This is a genomic window from Streptomyces sp. ICBB 8177, from assembly GCF_003144095.1.
In the GTDB taxonomy this organism is placed as follows: Bacteria; Actinomycetota; Actinomycetes; order Streptomycetales; family Streptomycetaceae; genus Streptantibioticus_D.
This window is the reverse complement of record NZ_NSKH01000003.1, coordinates 245,573-260,842: the sequence shown is the minus strand read 5'-3', so window position 1 is coordinate 260,842 and position 15,270 is coordinate 245,573. Positions and strand designations below refer to the sequence as shown.

15 protein-coding genes are annotated in these 15,270 nt (G+C 74.2%); 3 read left to right on the top strand and 12 right to left on the bottom strand.

Annotated elements, in window-relative coordinates; all coding sequences use genetic code 11:
- Positions 1–32: 32 nt before the first annotated feature.
- Entirely contained in the window at positions 33–1,484 is a 1,452-nt protein-coding gene (locus tag CK485_RS04070) for a penicillin-binding protein 2 (RefSeq protein WP_109446991.1), read from the bottom strand.
- Between the two features lie 156 nt (positions 1,485–1,640).
- On the opposite strand from CK485_RS04070, the gene CK485_RS04065 reads away from it, so the two are divergent.
- Complete coding sequence (locus CK485_RS04065) at positions 1,641–2,804, top strand: PP2C family protein-serine/threonine phosphatase (protein WP_109446989.1); 1,164 nt, start codon at positions 1,641–1,643, stop codon at positions 2,802–2,804.
- A 34-nt stretch (positions 2,805–2,838) separates the two neighbouring features.
- On the opposite strand, the gene CK485_RS04060 is transcribed toward CK485_RS04065, so the two are convergent.
- The 7 genes from CK485_RS04060 to CK485_RS04030 all read right to left on the bottom strand — a co-directional run bounded on the left by CK485_RS04060 (position 2,839) and on the right by CK485_RS04030 (position 9,497).
- The gene (locus CK485_RS04060) at positions 2,839–3,639 is read right to left on the bottom strand and encodes an HAD-IIA family hydrolase (protein WP_109446987.1); all 801 of its coding nucleotides are present in this window, start codon (positions 3,637–3,639) and stop codon (positions 2,839–2,841) included.
- 129 nt (positions 3,640–3,768) lie between these two features.
- On the bottom strand, positions 3,769–4,482 hold the full coding sequence (locus tag CK485_RS04055) for a phosphonatase-like hydrolase (RefSeq protein WP_109446985.1): 714 nt from the start codon (positions 4,480–4,482) through the stop codon (positions 3,769–3,771).
- Between the two features lie 12 nt (positions 4,483–4,494).
- The gene (locus tag CK485_RS04050) at positions 4,495–5,706 is read right to left on the bottom strand and encodes a TIGR03364 family FAD-dependent oxidoreductase (RefSeq protein WP_109446983.1); all 1,212 of its coding nucleotides are present in this window, start codon (positions 5,704–5,706) and stop codon (positions 4,495–4,497) included.
- A gap of 125 nt (positions 5,707–5,831) precedes the next feature.
- Positions 5,832–6,290 (bottom strand): PPOX class F420-dependent oxidoreductase, encoded by a 459-nt coding sequence (locus CK485_RS04045; protein WP_241968114.1) that lies wholly within the window; start codon positions 6,288–6,290, stop codon positions 5,832–5,834.
- Between the two features lie 80 nt (positions 6,291–6,370).
- Positions 6,371–7,144: a GntR family transcriptional regulator gene (locus tag CK485_RS04040; RefSeq protein ID WP_199239223.1), complete on the bottom strand. Its 774-nt coding sequence runs from the start codon at positions 7,142–7,144 to the stop codon at positions 6,371–6,373.
- A gap of 218 nt (positions 7,145–7,362) precedes the next feature.
- Complete coding sequence (locus tag CK485_RS04035) at positions 7,363–8,121, bottom strand: hypothetical protein (RefSeq protein WP_109446979.1); 759 nt, start codon at positions 8,119–8,121, stop codon at positions 7,363–7,365.
- Positions 8,122–8,387: 266 nt separating this feature from the next.
- Complete coding sequence (locus CK485_RS04030; RefSeq protein ID WP_109446977.1) at positions 8,388–9,497, bottom strand: ROK family protein; 1,110 nt, start codon at positions 9,495–9,497, stop codon at positions 8,388–8,390.
- 56 nt (positions 9,498–9,553) lie between these two features.
- Between CK485_RS04030 and CK485_RS04025 the strand changes: the two genes are divergently transcribed.
- Together CK485_RS04025 and CK485_RS04020 are read left to right on the top strand one after the other, a co-directional pair.
- Complete coding sequence (locus CK485_RS04025) at positions 9,554–10,639, top strand: Gfo/Idh/MocA family oxidoreductase (protein ID WP_109447567.1); 1,086 nt, start codon at positions 9,554–9,556, stop codon at positions 10,637–10,639.
- 268 nt (positions 10,640–10,907) lie between these two features.
- Positions 10,908–11,087 (top strand): hypothetical protein, encoded by a 180-nt coding sequence (locus CK485_RS04020; protein ID WP_109447565.1) that lies wholly within the window; start codon positions 10,908–10,910, stop codon positions 11,085–11,087.
- Between the two features lie 103 nt (positions 11,088–11,190).
- Here the strand turns inward: CK485_RS04020 and CK485_RS04015 are convergent, their stop codons facing one another.
- From CK485_RS04015 to CK485_RS04000, 4 genes are all read right to left on the bottom strand, one after another.
- Positions 11,191–12,048 (bottom strand): fumarylacetoacetate hydrolase family protein, encoded by an 858-nt coding sequence (locus CK485_RS04015; protein ID WP_109446975.1) that lies wholly within the window; start codon positions 12,046–12,048, stop codon positions 11,191–11,193.
- A 100-nt stretch (positions 12,049–12,148) separates the two neighbouring features.
- Positions 12,149–12,934, bottom strand: coding sequence for a membrane protein insertase YidC (yidC, locus tag CK485_RS04010; protein ID WP_241968113.1), 786 nt, complete (start codon positions 12,932–12,934; stop codon positions 12,149–12,151).
- A gap of 254 nt (positions 12,935–13,188) precedes the next feature.
- On the bottom strand, positions 13,189–13,509 hold the full coding sequence (locus tag CK485_RS04005) for a DUF6412 domain-containing protein (protein ID WP_241968112.1): 321 nt from the start codon (positions 13,507–13,509) through the stop codon (positions 13,189–13,191).
- A gap of 268 nt (positions 13,510–13,777) precedes the next feature.
- Positions 13,778–15,208 carry a DUF445 domain-containing protein gene (locus CK485_RS04000; RefSeq protein WP_109446969.1) on the bottom strand — a complete coding sequence of 477 codons (1,431 nt, stop codon included), beginning with the start codon at positions 15,206–15,208 and terminating at the stop codon, positions 13,778–13,780.
- Positions 15,209–15,270: the final 62 nt, after the last annotated feature.

The following is a 15,270-nucleotide window of genomic DNA, read 5'->3' as shown; positions in this document are numbered from 1 at the left end:
CGGACTCCCCTTCCCCGTACGCTCCCTGTGCGCTACTTCAGTGCCGCCTCCATCATCGACTTGGCGATCGGTCCGGCGAAGCCGTTGCCGCTGATCTCGGCGCGTTCCGCGTTCGGGTCGTCCACCATGACGGCCACCGCGACCTCCTTGCCCGCGCTGTTCTTCGCGTACGACACGAACCACGCGTACGGATTGCCGCTGTTGTCGACGCCGTGCTGCGCGGTGCCGGTCTTGCCGCCGACCTCGACGCCGGGGATGCGGGCGTTGGTGCCGGTGCCCTGCTGGATGACGCTGACCATCGCGGAGCGCAGCTCGTCGGCGGTGTGCGAGCTGATCGGGGTGGACTTCACGCTCGGCCCGAAGGACTGGAGGGCGTTGCCGTCGCCGTCGGTGACCTTGGAGACCATGTGCGGCGCCATGAGCTTGCCGCCGTTGGCGATCGCGGAGACGACCATCGCCATCTGCAGCGGTGTGGCCCGCACGTCGAACTGACCGATACCGGTCTGCGCGGTGGAGGACTTCGGCATGTCCGTCGGGTAGACGCTGGTCGCCGCGCTCACCGGGATCTCCAGGTGGCTGTCGTCGAAACCGTAGGCGTCGGCCATCGCCTTGACCTTGGCCTGTCCGAGGTCCACGGCCATCTTGGCGAAGACGGTGTTGCAGGAGTACTCCAGCGCGACGCGGATGGAGGCGTCCTTGCACGGCGCCGACGCCTCCTCGTTGGTGAGCGTGTCGGTCGTGCCGGGCAGGGTGTAGGGGTTGGGGCTGTCGGTGGGCTGGTCGACCGAGGAGTACAGGCCGTCCTGGAGCGCGGCGGAGGCGACCACCAGCTTGAAGGTGGAGCCGGGCGGATAGGTCTGGCGCAGCGCGCGGTTGAGCATCGGCTGGTTCTTGTCGGCGTTCAGCTGCTGCCAGGCGGTCGCGTCGGCCTGCGAGCCGCCGGCGATCTTGCCCGGGTCGTAGCTGGGCGTGCTGACCATGGCGAGGATCTGGCCGGTGGAGGGGTCGATGGCGACGGCGGCGCCGTTCTTGGAGCCCAGGCCGTCGTACGCGGCCTTCTGCACCGCCGGGTCGATCGTGGTGAGCACGTCGCCGGGCTTGCCGCTGGAACCGGTGAGCGTGTCCAGGATGCCCTTGGTGCGGTCGTCGGTCCCGTTCAGGACGTTCTGGTAGATGCCTTCGAGCTGGGTGGCGCCGAAGACCTGCGAGCTGCGACCGGTGACGGCGGCGTACATCGGGCCGTCGGTGTAGGTGCGCTTGTACTTGAAGTCGCTGCCCGAGGTCGCCGCGGAACCGGTGACGGGCTTGCCCGCCACGACGATGTCACCCAGCGGATTGGCCCACTGGGCGATCATGGTGCGCCGGTTGTACGAGTCGGAGGCGAGTTTCGGTCCGTCGGCCACCTGCACCCAGCTGACCCGCGCCACGACGGCGAGGACCAGCAGAAGGCAGAAGACCGATGTGCGTCTGATCGTCTTGTTCATCCCTGTCAACAACGCGTTCGAGTGAACGTGCGGTTCCAGGACGCGGAGATCTCACAGGTTCACCGGCGTGTCTCCCAGCTTCTCCGCCAAGCTCCCGGGCACCCCCTGGGCGCACCTCAGGGTCGCCGCGGGGCGCCGACCCGTTATGTTCTGATTGTGAGGACCTCAGGATTCCGGCGGGCGCTCGACGCGCTGGGCCACGCCGTCTCCACGCACCAGGGGATGGCGATCCCGCTGACGGCGGTCTTCGCGGTGGTCGCCGCGGACCTGCTGGTGGGCCGGAACCACTTCCTCGCGCCGATGATGGTGATGGTCCCCGCGCTGGCCGTGGCCACCACCACCTGGCGGCGCACCCTGCTGGTCGGCCTGATCGGGGCGGTGGCGCAGGCCGCGCTGATCCCGTACGACGGCTCGTGGAGCAACCACGACCGGCGCATCCTGGGCGGGATCACCATCAGCTATCTGATCGTGGTGCTCTTCAGCGCCTACGGGGCGTGGTGGCGCGAGGAGCGCACCGCGCAGTTCCGCGCCGTGGTCTCGGTGGCCGAGGCGGCGCAGCGCGCGCTGCTGCGCCCGCCGGGACCGCGGGTCGGCGGGGTGCGGCTGGCGGTGCGCTACGCCTCGGCCGCCGACGCCGCGCAGATCGGCGGCGACCTGTACGCGGTCCTGGACACCCCGCACGGGGTGCGGGCGCTCGTCGGCGACGTGCGCGGCAAGGGCCTGGAGGCGGTGCAGACCTCGGCCGTGGTGATGGGCGCGTTCCGCGAGGCGGCCTACGACGAGGGCGGCCTGGCGAAGGTCGCCGAGCGGGTCGACGCGAGCGTGCGGCGGCACGTGACGGACGGCGAGTTCACCACGGCGCTGTTCCTGGAGTTCCCGGCGGGACGGGAGGCGGGGGCGGCCGTCGAGGTTGAGGCGGTCGCCGACGCCGCGCTCGACAGCGACGTCGTGCTGCTGCACTACGGGCACGTTCCGCCGCTGCGCGTCTCGGCTGACGGCACCGTGCGGTCGCTCGATCCGCCGGACCCGTGGGTGCCGCTCGGCCTGACGTCGTTCGTGCCGGGAGCGCCGACGCCATGGCGGGTGCCGCTGGGCGCGGACGAGGTGCTGGTGCTGTGCACCGACGGCGTGATCGAGGCACGGGCGGCGAAGGACGGCGGCTTCTATCCGCTCGCCGAGCGCGCGGGCCCGCTGCTGGTGAACGCGGCGGACGACCTGGAGGCCGCGGTCGAGCGCCTCTACGCGGACCTGCTGGCGCACACCGGCGGCACCCTGGGCGACGACTCGGTCCTGCTGCTGCTCGCCCGCCCCGGCGTCTGACCGGCCTCGGCGCCACCGCCGGGGCGGGGCCGCCTCAGACCGCGATGTCCGGCTTGTCCACCAGGTCGACCAGGTCGGCGATCGAGTCGACGATCCGGGACGGACGGAACGGGTGCCGGTCCACCGCGTCCGGCGCGGTCACGCCGGTGAGGACCAGGAACGTCTCCATGCCGGCCTCCAGGCCCGCCAGCACGTCGGTGTCCATGCGGTCGCCGATCATGGCGGAGGACTCGGAGTGCGCGCCGATCGCGTTGAGTCCTGCGCGCATCATCAGCGGGTTGGGCTTGCCGACGAAGTACGGGTCCTTGCCGGTCGCCTTGGTGATCAGCGCGGCGACCGAGCCGGTGGCGGGCAGCGCGCCCTCCGCCGAGGGGCCGGTCTCGTCGGGGTTGGTGGCGATGAACCGGGCGCCCCCGTTGATCAGCCGGATGGCCTTGGTGAGCGCCTCGAAGCTGTAGGTGCGGGTCTCGCCGAGCACCACGTAGTCCGGCTCGGCGTCGGTCAGCACGTAGCCGATGTCGTGCAGCGCGGTGGTCAGGCCCGCCTCGCCGATGACGTACGCGGTGCCGCCGGGGCGCTGGTCGTCGAGGAACTGCGCGGTGGCCAGCGCCGAGGTCCAGATGTTCTCCTGCGGCACGTCCAGGCCCATCCGCCCGAGCCGGGCGTGCAGGTCGCGCGGGGTGTAGATGGAGTTGTTGGTGAGCACGAGAAACGGCTTGCCGCTGTCGCGCAGCCGCTTGATGAACTCCTGCGCGCCCGGGATCGGGATGCCCTCGTGGATCAGCACCCCGTCCATGTCGGTGAGCCAGGACTCGATCGGCTTGCGCTCTGCCACGGACGGAACTCCTTACCGAACACGACTTCGGGCCTCCAGCCTAACGGCGGTGCCCGGCCGGGGCGGCACCCGTTCCGCGAGGTGGGACGGGCGCCGCCCGGGGCGGGGTGGCCGCCGTGGCAGCGCGGCTCACGCCCGGCCGACGATCGCGGGCAGCGCGGCGACGGAGTCGAGGACGTGGGTGGCGCCCGCGCCGGTGAGCGCGGCGCGGCCGTGCGCCCCGGTGAGCACGCCCGCCACGATCGCGGCGCCGGAGCGGACGCCGCTGAGCATGTCGTACGCCGTGTCGCCGGCCACCGCGACCGCGCGCACGTCGTCGGTGCCGGTGCGCAGGAGGGCGGTGAGGACCATGTCGGGGTAGGGGCGGCCGCGGCCCGCGTCGGCCGGGCACAGGGTGAGGTCGGCCAGCTCCCGCCAGCCGAGGGCGTCGAGGATCGCGTCCTGGGTGACCCGGGCGAACCCGGTGGTCAGCGCCACCTTCCGGCCCTCGGCGCGCCAGCCCTCGATCGCCTCGCGGGCGCCCGGCACCGGGGAGATCCGGCCGCCGTCCACCAGGGAGGCGTACGACTCCTCGAAGACCGCGTTGGCCTTGCGCGCCCGGTCCTCGGCGCCGAACAGGGCGCGGAAGACGGTGATCTTCGACTCGCCCATGGTGGCCCGCACGTGCTCCAGCATCCTGGCGTGCTCCTCGCCGCCGGGCTCCACGCCGAGCGCCTCGGCGGCGGCGGAGAAGGCCTGCTCGACCAGCCCGTCGTCGCGCACGGTGGTGCCGGCCATGTCCAGCACGACGAGGCCGATGGCCGGCGCGTGGTCCCGGCTTTCCCGAATTTCCTGACTGGTCATCATTTTCCTTTCCTACCAGCCGAGTTGGTCGGCGGTGTCCTCGGCTATCGCGGGCGAGCAGGTCATGCCGCGCCCGCCGGGCCCGGTCACCAGCCACACCCCGTCGGCCACCTGCTGGCGGTGCACCACCCGGGTGCCGTCCACGCACTGCGCGTACACCCCGGCCCAGCGGCGGCGGATGCGCGGCAGCGGCCGTCCGAGCAGCCCTTCGACCACCGACGAGAGGTGCTCGTACGGCTCCTCGACCGTGTCGAAGCCGAACGGCTCGTCGTACTCGTGGGTGTCGCCGATGGTCAGGCTCCCGTCGAGCCGCTGGACCATCAGCAGTTGCATGCGGTGCGCCTCGGCGACCGGGATCTGCGGCTGCCCGGCCCGCAGCGCCTCCAGCGCGTCGCCCGCGTAGGCGGGGTAGTAGCGGAAGCTGTCGGCGTCGGCGACCGTGGTGGTCAGCGGCTCGCCCAGCGGTTCGGTCTGCGCCATCTGCAACCGCACGCGGCGCACCGGCAGTTCGGGCGCCAGCTCGCGCACCAGGCCGGACAGCCAGGCGCCGGTGCACAGCACGACCGCGTCGCCCTCGTGCGTCTCGCCGCGGTCGTCGGTGACCCGGCCGGGGCCGACGCGGCGCACCTCGCGACCGCCCAGGAAGGTGTAGCGGCCGGACGCGGTGAGGTGGTCGCGCAGGGCGCGCTGGGTGAGCCGGGGCTCGACCGCCGCGTCCCGTTCGCACCACAGCGCCCCCAGCATGGCGCCGCGCAGCGCCGGGTTGAGCTGCCGCACCTCGCCGGGCTCCAGCCACTTCAGGCCGCGTGCGGCGGCGTCGGGCCGGGCCAGCGTCTCGTGTGCCACGGCGCGCTCGGCCTCTGTGGTGACCGGGGTGAGCGATCCGTTGGCCCGGAACCCGGTGCCCGGCACCCGCTCGCCGATCTCCTGCCACAGCGCGCGGGCGCGCAGCGCGGTCTCCAGCTCGGCGCCGCCGGCCCGGCCGCCGACCCAGACCAGACCGAAGTTGCGCACGGACGCGCCGCGCGCGTCGGCCTCGCGCTCGATGTGGACGACCTCGTGCCCGCGGGCGACGGCGTGCCAGGCGTGCAGGGTGCCGAGCGCTCCGGCGCCGACGATCACGACCTTGGCGCGGCCGCCGCGCGGGGCGGTCGTTGCGGCCGGGGTGGGCGGGCGGTCACCCGCGTCTCCGTTTGGACTAGACCCGTTATTTTCTCGTGACATGGCGGCTATGATACCCGCCGCGCGGACCGCCGGGGAGGGGGCTTTCCGTACGGCCCGCGTGACCCCCGACCTGGCCCGCGCGACGGGGCCCGCGCGGCCGTCCGACGCCGCTGGGCGGGCGGCCGCTACTCCGCGATGCCGGCGCGGGCGATCACCCGCTCGACGCGGGCGCGGACCAGGAACTCACCGGGTACGGCGTTGCGGCGCCCGTGCGCCTGCGCCTCGGCCTCCCCCATGTAGCGGCGGCCGAGCCGGGTCGCCCACGCCAGCAGTTCCTCCGGGGAGTCGTCGAGCCGTACGGTGCCGTTGAGTTGCACGTTGGAGTAGGGCGGCGCCTGGTCGTCCACGCACAGGCTGAAGCGTGAAGTACGGCGCAGCGCACGCGCCTTGAGCGAGTCGCCCCACACCGTGAAGACGACCTCGGGCCCGTCCGCCGTCTCGTCGAGCAGGAACCACACGGGCGTCACGTGCGGCTCCCCCGAGGCCCGGGTCACCGCGAGCTTCCCCGTCCGCGTCCCCTCCCCCACGAAGTCCTTCCACTCCCGGTCGCTCATCTCCCGCACGAATCCGCCTTCCTTCGCCATGGCACGGGCCCCCCGCGCACCCTCACCCAACTCCCTTGGCGGTCAGGCGTGTTCCCGACTCGGGGTCGGAGCCCTCGGCGTCAGCCCTGCGGGGACAGCTGGGTGGTGAAGCTGAAGCGGTCGCCCCGGTAGAGGGAGCGGACGCGTTCGATCGGGGTGCCGGTCTCGTCGCGGGAGAGGCGGTGCAGCAGCAGCATCGGCAGCGCGGGCGGGGTGCCGACCAGGAGTGCCTCGCGCGGGGTGGCCAGGACCGTCTCGATGCGTTCTTCGGCGGCGGCGAAGCGGACCCGGGCCACCTCGCGCAGGAACGCGTAGAACGACGAGTCGGGGTCGAAGTCCCGCTCCAGGTGCGGGAAACGGTCGACCGGGACGTACGTGCTCTCAAGGCCGACCCGTTCGTCGTCGGCGAGCAGCACGCGCTCCAGGTGCCAGACCAGCCCGTTCGGGCCGATGCCCAACTGCTCGCCGAGTTCCTCTCCCGCCGCGATCCGGTCCAGGCCGATCAGGCTGCGCCCCGGCGTGCGGCCCTGGCGCCGCACGCCCTCGGTGTACGAGACCAGGGACAGCGGCTGCTCCAGCTTGGGCCCGGCGACGACCGTGCTGCGCCCTCTGCGGCGTACCCGGCCCTCGATCAGCAGGTCCCGCAGCGCCTGGCGCAGCGTCTCGCGGGCCACCCCGAAGCGCGCGGCGAGGTCCCGTTCGGTGGGCAGCGCGCCGCCTTCGCCCAGTTCGTCGAGGAGGGCCTCCAACCGGCCCTTCACGGCGTAGTACTTGGGCACCCGCCCGTGCTCGGGGACACCTGCTCTGACCGGGGTGCCGGGGGCGCTGTCACGGGGTTCACGACGCTGGTCCACGGAAGCGATCCTCGCAGAGCCCGGCCCGCGCCCACGACCACGCCCGGCCCGGACGGATCAGGCGCGGACGAAGCGCGCCTAAGAAGCCAGGCGTGGACCGGCCGGACGCGGACGCGGCGGGCGGGCCGGGGCGCGGACGGCCCGGGCGCAGGCCAGGCGGCTGCGGTTCCCCGACCGGGCAGGCGGGCCGGTGCGCGGACGGCCTAGGCGCCGGTGGGCTACCAGCGCCGCAGCGGGTTCCTGCGGGACGCCACCATCAGGCCCGCGCCGATCACGACCAGCGCGGCGGCCAGCCCGCCCGCCGCCCACAGCGCCGTTGCCGGGGGACGCCGGTCCCGGCCGCCGGTGGCCGCCAGCTCGGGCGCGGGCCGCAGCACGTCGAGGGTGTAGTGGTTGGACTCGCCGACCCAGGCGCCGTCCGCCCCCCTGCGCTGCATGGCGGTCGCGGAGACCACGACCCGGTCGGCGGGCGCGTCGCCGAGGAAGCGCAGCCGCAGCGGCACGGTGACCGAGGCCCCGGCGGGCAGCGTGTAGCCGGGGCCGTTCTCGCCACCGGGGATGCCGATGTTCTCCGCGTGGTCGGTGGTCTCGAACGGCACCGCGCTCCACGTCCCCGCCCGCGCGTACTCCAGCCGGAACCCGTCCGGCGTCAGCGTGCGGTACTGGTCCACCAGGAGGACCAGCGGGTGCACGTCCCGGCAGGCCGCGTCCGTGGTGTTGCGCAGTTCCAGCGAGAACGTGGACGCGTCGTCGCCCGCCGTGTACGCGTCGGGCCCGCCGTACAGCCGCGAGGCGATCGGGAAGCCGGTGGCGGCGGAGTCTCCGCACAGCGGTGCCCCGTCCGCGGGAGGCGCCGCCGCGTGCCCGGGCCGGGGCGCGGCGGCGACGGCGACGGCGGCGGGTCCGACGGCGGTGAGGAACGGCAGGGCGGCGACGGCCCCGAGGGCGAGGACGCGGCGCGAACGCTTGGGACGCATGGGACACCTTCGGCTCTACGACGACGGCGGCGGACGGAAGGCGGGCGGACCTCCTACGGCGGCGGGCTCGTCGCACGGAGGGGGACCCACCCGCGCGGACATATCGGACGATCACATAAGCCGACCGCTCCTTCGCGCAGCCACCCCGCTCTCGCACCTCGGCCCCATCCCAACGGCCGAACCTCAGCCACCCGCGCCGCCGAACGCCCGCGCCCGACGTCCGAACGCCCGCGCCCCACGCCGACGAACGCCGGCGCACCGCGCCCCTAGAAGCCGAAGCGCCGCCGCCCGAACACCGGCGCCAACACGAGCCAGGCCGCCCCCTCCGCGATCGTGCGCGCCCCGGCGCACTCCCGAGCCACCCGCACCGCACCCGGTGCGGTTTCGCGCGCCAGCGCCGCCGCCACCTCGTCGCGGAACGCGGGCGTCACCGCCCGGCCGCCCAGCACCACCCGGTCGATGTCGAGGAGCGCCACCAGGTTGGCCGCGCCGACCGCCAGCAGCCGCGCCGCCCGCGCGGTGTCGCCGTCCGCCAGCGCGGCCAGGCACAGCGCCTCCAGGCAGCCCCGCCGCCCGCAGGCGCAGCGCGGCCCGTCGAGTTCCAGCGTCTGGTGGCCGAACTCCCCCGCACCGGTGCGCGGCCCCCGGTAGAGCGCGCCGTCCAGCACCAGTCCGGCGCCGAGGCCGCTGCCCACGTGGAGGTACGCGAAGGACTGGGGCCCGGCCCCGGCGGCGGGCACCCGCAGCGCCGCCGCGTTGGTGTCCTTGTCCACCGCGACCGGCAGCCCGAGCCGCCCGGCCAGCGCGTCGGCCAGCGCGAACCCGTCCCACCCGGGGAAGCCGGTGACGCGGCCGAGCACCCCGGCGGCGTGGTCGAGCGGGCCGGGGGCGGCCACGCCCGCGCCGAGCAGCGCCCGTTCCGCGCCCGGCACGTCGCAGGTCACCTCGCGCACCCGCGCCGCCACCGCCTCCAGCACCGCACCGGGCCCGGCGCCCAGGTCGAACGGCGTGACGCGTTCCGCCACCGCCTCCCCCGCGAGGTCCGCCAGCACCACGGTCAGCTCGTCCCGGTCCAGGTGCAGCCCGACCGCGTACCGGGCCTGCCGGACCAGCCGCAGCAGCGTGCGGGGCTTGCCCCCGGTGGACGCGCTCCGGCCCGCCTCCGCCACCAGGCCCTGCCCGGTCAGTCTGGCGACGATCTTGCTCACCGCCTGCGGGGTCAGCCCGGTGCGGGCGGCCAGCTCCTGGCGGCTGACTCCCTCGCCTTCCCGGCGGCCTGCGCCCGCGACGGTCGCGGTGCGCAGCAGATCCAGGACGAGCGCCGCGTTGTGGTCGCGCAGGGCGGGCAGGTTGGCGCCGGGGTTTCCGCTGTTCACCAGGCCATTCTGGCGGATGCTTGCACTTTCGCAACAGCGTTGTTTTAGTGGGCGGCATGAACGCCCGTCCCGACAGCACCCCCGCCCGCCCCCTCAGGGTCGGCCTCATCGGCTACGGCCTGGCCGGTTCGGCCTTCCACGCCCCGCTCATCGCCGCCACCGAGGGCCTGACGCTCAGCGCGGTCGTCACCGGCGACCCCGAACGGCAGGCGCGTGCCGAGGCCGAACACCCCGGCGCCCGCGCCGTCCCCGACGCCGACGCGCTGTGGGAACGCGCCCGCGACCTCGACCTCCTGGTCATCGCCTCACCCAACCGCACCCACGCACCCCTCGCCACGGCCGCGTTGGAGGCCGGGCTCGCGGTGGTGGTCGACAAGCCGGTCGCCGGAACGGCCGCCGACGCCGACGCGCTCGCCGAACTGGCCGAACGCCGCGGCCTGTTGCTGTCGGTCTTCCACAACCGACGCTGGGACAACGACTTCCTGACGTTGCGTTCCCTGCTGGACGCGGGCGAACTGGGCGAGGTGCGCCGCTTCGAGTCGCGTTTCGAACGCTGGCGGCCGAAGCCCAAGGGCGGCTGGCGGGAGTCGGGCGACCCGGCGGAGTTCGGCGGGCTGCTGTACGACCTCGGCAGCCACCTGGCCGACCAGGCGCTCACCCTGTTCGGCCCGGCTCGCGCCGTCTACGCCGAGACCGACGTACGCCGCCCGGGCGCCGAGGCGGACGACGACGCGTTCGTCGCCGTCGAGCACGTCAGCGGCGTCCGCTCCCACCTGTGGATGAGCGCGACCACCCCGCTGCCGGGCCCACGACTGCGCGTGCTGGGCGCGAAGGCGGGCTACGTGAAGTACGGACTCGACCCGCAGGAAGCCGCGTTGCGCTCCGGCGCCCGGCCCGGCGACGGCACGCCGTGGGGCGAGGAGCCGGAGGCGGCGTGGGGCACGCTGGGCGCGGGCGACGAGACGCGCACCGTACGGACGCTGCCCGGCGACTACCCCGCGTACTACGCGGCCGTCGCGGCGGCGCTGCGCGACGGGACCCCGCCACCGGTCACCGCACGTCAGGCGGCGGCGACCATGCGCGTCCTGGAGGCGGCCCGCCGCTCGGCCGCGGAGCGCCGAACCGTCACACTGGAGCAGTGACCTTGACGCGGTGTCATGCGTCACACCGCACGCCCGTCACCCCGGGGCCCGCAGGCGCGCGCCGAACGCGACACGGCACCGGAACAGGTGTGGCACAGCGCACAAGTTCAGGCCAAACCCGCCCACATCCCGGACGCAAACTATGGCGTACGACACTCGGGCAATCCCGGCAATGCACATGATTGCCCAGGTCAGCAGGGGAAATGGCGCGGGCGGCCGCGAACTTTCTCCCGCGCGGTTGTCAGTGCCTTCTCCTATGCTTCTTCACATGGCCCCCATCAATCAGCCCCAGGCGACGCCTGCCATGCGCCAAGCGCAGGCGCAGGCCGCCATCCGTGCGCTGACGACGCGTGGTCGACTGACCCCGGAACAGCGCCTTGAACTGGCCCGCTGGCAGCGCGCATGGCTTGCCGCGTGGCGAGAGGCGGACTACGTCACGGCAGCGTGACTCCACCTTGCTCCCTCGATGACGGCCCCGCCCCGCGCGAACAACGTGCGGCGGGGCCGTCCCGCGTCCGGCGACCTCGCCGCACGAGGCCGCCGGCTCACGATCAGGCGTCGGCGAGCACCTGGCGCTGCCGGCCCAGGCCCTCGATCTCCAGCTCCACCACGTCCCCGGCCCGCAGGTACGGTTTGGGTTCCGGCTGCCCCATCGCGACGCCCGCCGGGGTGCCGGTGAGGATCACGTCGCCGGGGCGCAGCACCATGAACTGGCTGACGTAACGCACGACATGGGCCACCGGGAAGATCTGGTCGGCGGTCGAACCGTCCTGCCGCAGCGTCCCGTTCACCCACAGCCGCAGCGCCAGCGCCTGCGGGTCGGCCACCTCGTCGGCGGTCACCAGCCAAGGGCCCAGAGGGCAGAACGTCTCGCAGCTCTTGCCCTTGTCCCACTGGCCGCCGCGCTCGATCTGGAAGGCGCGCTCGGACACGTCGTTGGCGACCGCGTACCCCGCCACCGCCGCCAGCGCCTCCTCGTCCGAGGCGAGGGAGCGGGCCGTGCGGCCGATGACCACCGCCAGCTCCACCTCCCAGTCGGTCTTCACGCTCCCGCGCGGGACGAGGACGGTGTCCTCGGGCCCCACCACCGTGTCCGTCGCCTTCATGAAGACGATCGGCTCGGCCGGGGCCTGCGCGCCGGTCTCAGCCGCGTGGTCGTGGTAGTTGAGCCCGATGCCGACGATCTTGCCGATGCCGGTCAGCGGCGGCCCGACGCGCAGGCCCGCCGGGTCGACCACGGGCAGCCCGCCGTCCCGCGCGGCCTGCCGTATACGCTCCAGCGCGGCCTGGTCGGCCAGCAGGGTCCCGTCGACGTCGGGCACGAGCCCCGACAGGCCCCGTACGACGCCGTCGCCGTCGAGCAGCGCCGGGCGTTCGGCTCCGGCCGGTCCGACACGCAGCAGCTTCATGCACCCTCCCGTGATCGTGGTTGGTTCTCCGCCGACGAGGACGGTCATCGGGCGACTTGTTCGATCCTCCAAGCCCGGCCGCCCGGTCCGCAACCGCCGCTCACCCAGTGGACGCCACGGCACCCGGTGCCACCGCCCGCCGGCGCGTGAGCCAGGCCCGCTCCACCGCGGTCCAGGTCACGGTGGTCACGGTGTAGAGCCCGGCCCCCAGCGGGACGACGGCCACCGTCAGCAGGCTCGCGAACGACAGCCACGGCGTCATCCGCGCCACGGCACCCCCGCCCACCGGGGCGACGGCCCCCGTCGCGCCCACCCCGCCGATCGCTCCGACCTCACCGGCGGCGCCGGACCTGCCCGCCGCTGCCGTCGCCGCGCGCGTCCTGCGGTACGTCCACGTGGCGACCACCGCGACCACGGCGAACAGCGCGAGGAACACCAGCCCGTGCGCCCCGAACGGCCCGCCGTCTCGCAGCGCACCCGTCCAGCGGCCCTCCAGCGGTGCGCCCAGCAGCATGGCGTGGTCGAGCAACCCGCCGCCCCCGGTCCAGAAGAGCCGGTTCATCACGAAGAAGAACGGCAACTGCACCAGCATCGGCAGGCACCCGGCGATGGGCGACACCCCCTCTCGTGCGTACAACTCGGTCAGCGCGCCACGCATCCGCTCCGGGTCGCCGCGGTGCCGCGCGTTCAACCGCGCGACGTCCGGCGCCAGCCGGGCGCGCACGCACTCCCCTCGGGCGGCCGCCCGGGCCAGCGGATGCAGCGCCAGGCGGACGCAGACGGTGAACAGGACGATCGCGGCGGCCGTGACCGAGGTGCCCAGCAACGGGCTCAAGCCGCCCGCGAGATAGGACAGGACAGTGACAAGTGGCGTGAAAGCGAACACGGTTGAGCCCTCCGTGGGTCTCGTCGAGCCGGAGTCCGGACGCGGCCCGGCGAAGGGCGGGCATCCGGAGGAGATCTCGGCAAGGACGAGCCGCGCGGGCACGCTTACGTGCGCCACGCTCCGCATGGGGTCACGCGCTCGGGCGCGTCGCACCCACTGACGTCACGGTTTCAGGCGCGTCGCGCACCCCGGCGCATCGCGCACCGGCACGCATCGCGCATCCCGTGCGTCGCGGTCTCAGGGCACGGTGGGCCCTACGCGGCCGTCCTGAGGGGACGGCCGGGTGCCCTGGGCCGGGGTCGGCCGGACGCGTCGGGATCACGCTGCGCCAGAAAGGCCGTACGCCGCTCACGGTCTCGTATCGCGGTTCGTATTCGCCCGGGCGGAACGGGCCGCACGCAGGCGGCGACCGCGAACGCGCGGCACAGCAGCAGCACGGCGGCCGTGCTCGTGACGGCGGCGACCGCGGTGGCGGGCCCCGCGTCGACCAGCAGCAGGCCGAGCGCGGCGGCGACCAGCAGCAGGAAGGCGACGCCCACCCGGCCACGAACCGGCTCACGAGCCGGACGGCTCACCCGCGCGGCGCGCTCCCCCGTGCGCCCGAAAGGCACGGCCCGGGCACGCGGGACGTCACCGCGACGGACTGCGTCACGGCGATCCCTCCGACGTCCTGCCATCGCGGCTCACCCCCTTCCCCCGCTCGCGAAGAGCCCTTCTCCGCCCCGGACTTCGAGCCACTTGCGAGGCTATGCCCGCCGTCTGACAACGCCCCGCGCCCGCCCCCGGTTCCCGGGCTCGAAGCCTCGCGACCCGCGGGCCCCGCCGCCCTGCCGTCGGATGCCCTCAGCCCCCGACCAGCCGCGACACCGTGTAGATGACCAGGCCGGCCAGCGCGCCCACCACGGTGCCGTTGATGCGGATGAACTGCAGGTCGCGGCCTACGTGGGCCTCGATCTTGCGGGACGTCTGGTCCGCGTCCCAGCTCGCCACGGTGTCCGTGATCAGCAGCGTGATCTCGTCCCGGTAGGTGGTCACGACGTACGTCGCCGCGTCCTCCAGCCAGCCGTCCACCTTCGCCTGGAGCCGTTCGTCCGAGGCCATCCGCGTGCCCAGCGACAGCAGCGACGCCCGGGCGCGCAGCCGCAGTTCGCTGTGGTCGTCCTCGGCCGCCGCGACGACCATCGAGCGCACCGCGTTCCAGGTGGACTCGATGAGGTCCTGCACCTCACCGCGGGCCAGGACGTCCCGCTTGAGCCGTTCCACCCGCTCCCGGGTGTCCGGGTCGGACTGGAGCTCACGGGCGAAGTCACCCAGGAAGCGGTCGAGCGCGCCGCGCGCCGGATGCTCGGGCATGTCGCGCATCTCGCCGACGAACCTGACCAGTTCCTTGTAGACGCGCTCCCCCACCCTCCGGTCCACGAACCGCGGCGTCCAGCCGGGCGCGCCGCCCTGCACCGCGGCCATCACCGAGTCCCCGTGCGTCACCAGCCAGTCGTACGCCCGCGTGCACACCAGGTCCACGACCCTGCGGTGGCCGCCGTCCGTGACGACCCGCTCCAGCATCCGGCCGAGCCCCGGCGCGACCTCCATCGCGTCGGCGCGCCGGGTGACCGCCTCGCCGACGACGGCCTGCACGTCGGAGTCGCGCAGCACGGTGAGGGCGCCGCGCAGCGCGGCGGCGGCCTGTTCCATGACGCGGTCGGCGTGTTCGGGGTCGGCAAGCCAGTGGCCGAGCCGCCGCCCGATCCCCACGGCGCGCAGCCTGGCGCGTACGACCGCCTCCGACAGGAAGTTCTCGCCCACGAACTCGCCCAGCGAGCGGCCCAGCACGTCCTTCTTCGTCGGGATGATCGCGGTGTGCGGGATGGGCAGGCCCAGCGGGCGCTTGAACAGCGCGGTCACCGCGAACCAGTCGGCCAGCGCGCCGACCATGCCCGCCTCGGCCGCTGCCGCGACGTAACCCGCCCAGGCTCCGGCGCCGGACGCCCCGGCCCACTTGGCCAGCCCGTAGACGGCGGTGGCGACCAGCAGGAAGCCGGTCGCGATCAGCTTCATCCGGCGTACGCCGCGCCGCCGTTCCTCGTCGGCGGGCCCGAAGGCGAACCCCCCGCCCCCGCCGATCCGCGCCCCGGCGACCACGGCGACTTCGGAGGCCGAGTCGATCCCGCCAGCCCCATCAGCCCCGTCGGCCCTCTCCGCACCGACAGCACCGGCAGCACCTGCGGCCGCACCAGCACCAGTCGCCCCGTCCCGCTTCTCCCTCACCACGTCCATGCCTCCACCCCGTGATTGTGCCCCCGGTGCGCCGTCCGCCACGCGCACACGCCCCCATCACG

Bases quoted from the DNA above. Each gene is read 5' to 3' on its own strand.
- CK485_RS04070 (WP_109446991.1), bottom strand. From the start codon at position 1,484: ATGAACAAGACGATCAGACGCACATCGGTCTTCTGCCTTCTGCTGGTC.
- CK485_RS04055 (WP_109446985.1), bottom strand. From the start codon at position 4,482: ATGACCAGTCAGGAAATTCGGGAAAGCCGGGACCACGCGCCGGCCATC.
- CK485_RS04050 (WP_109446983.1), bottom strand. From the start codon at position 5,706: ATGTCACGAGAAAATAACGGGTCTAGTCCAAACGGAGACGCGGGTGAC.
- CK485_RS04045 (WP_241968114.1), bottom strand. From the start codon at position 6,290: ATGGCGAAGGAAGGCGGATTCGTGCGGGAGATGAGCGACCGGGAGTGG.
- CK485_RS04035 (WP_109446979.1), bottom strand. From the start codon at position 8,121: ATGCGTCCCAAGCGTTCGCGCCGCGTCCTCGCCCTCGGGGCCGTCGCC.
- CK485_RS04025 (WP_109447567.1), top strand. From the start codon at position 9,554: ATGAACGCCCGTCCCGACAGCACCCCCGCCCGCCCCCTCAGGGTCGGC.
- CK485_RS04020 (WP_109447565.1), top strand. From the start codon at position 10,908: ATGGCCCCCATCAATCAGCCCCAGGCGACGCCTGCCATGCGCCAAGCG.
- CK485_RS04015 (WP_109446975.1), bottom strand. From the start codon at position 12,048: ATGAAGCTGCTGCGTGTCGGACCGGCCGGAGCCGAACGCCCGGCGCTG.
- CK485_RS04000 (WP_109446969.1), bottom strand. From the start codon at position 15,208: ATGGACGTGGTGAGGGAGAAGCGGGACGGGGCGACTGGTGCTGGTGCG.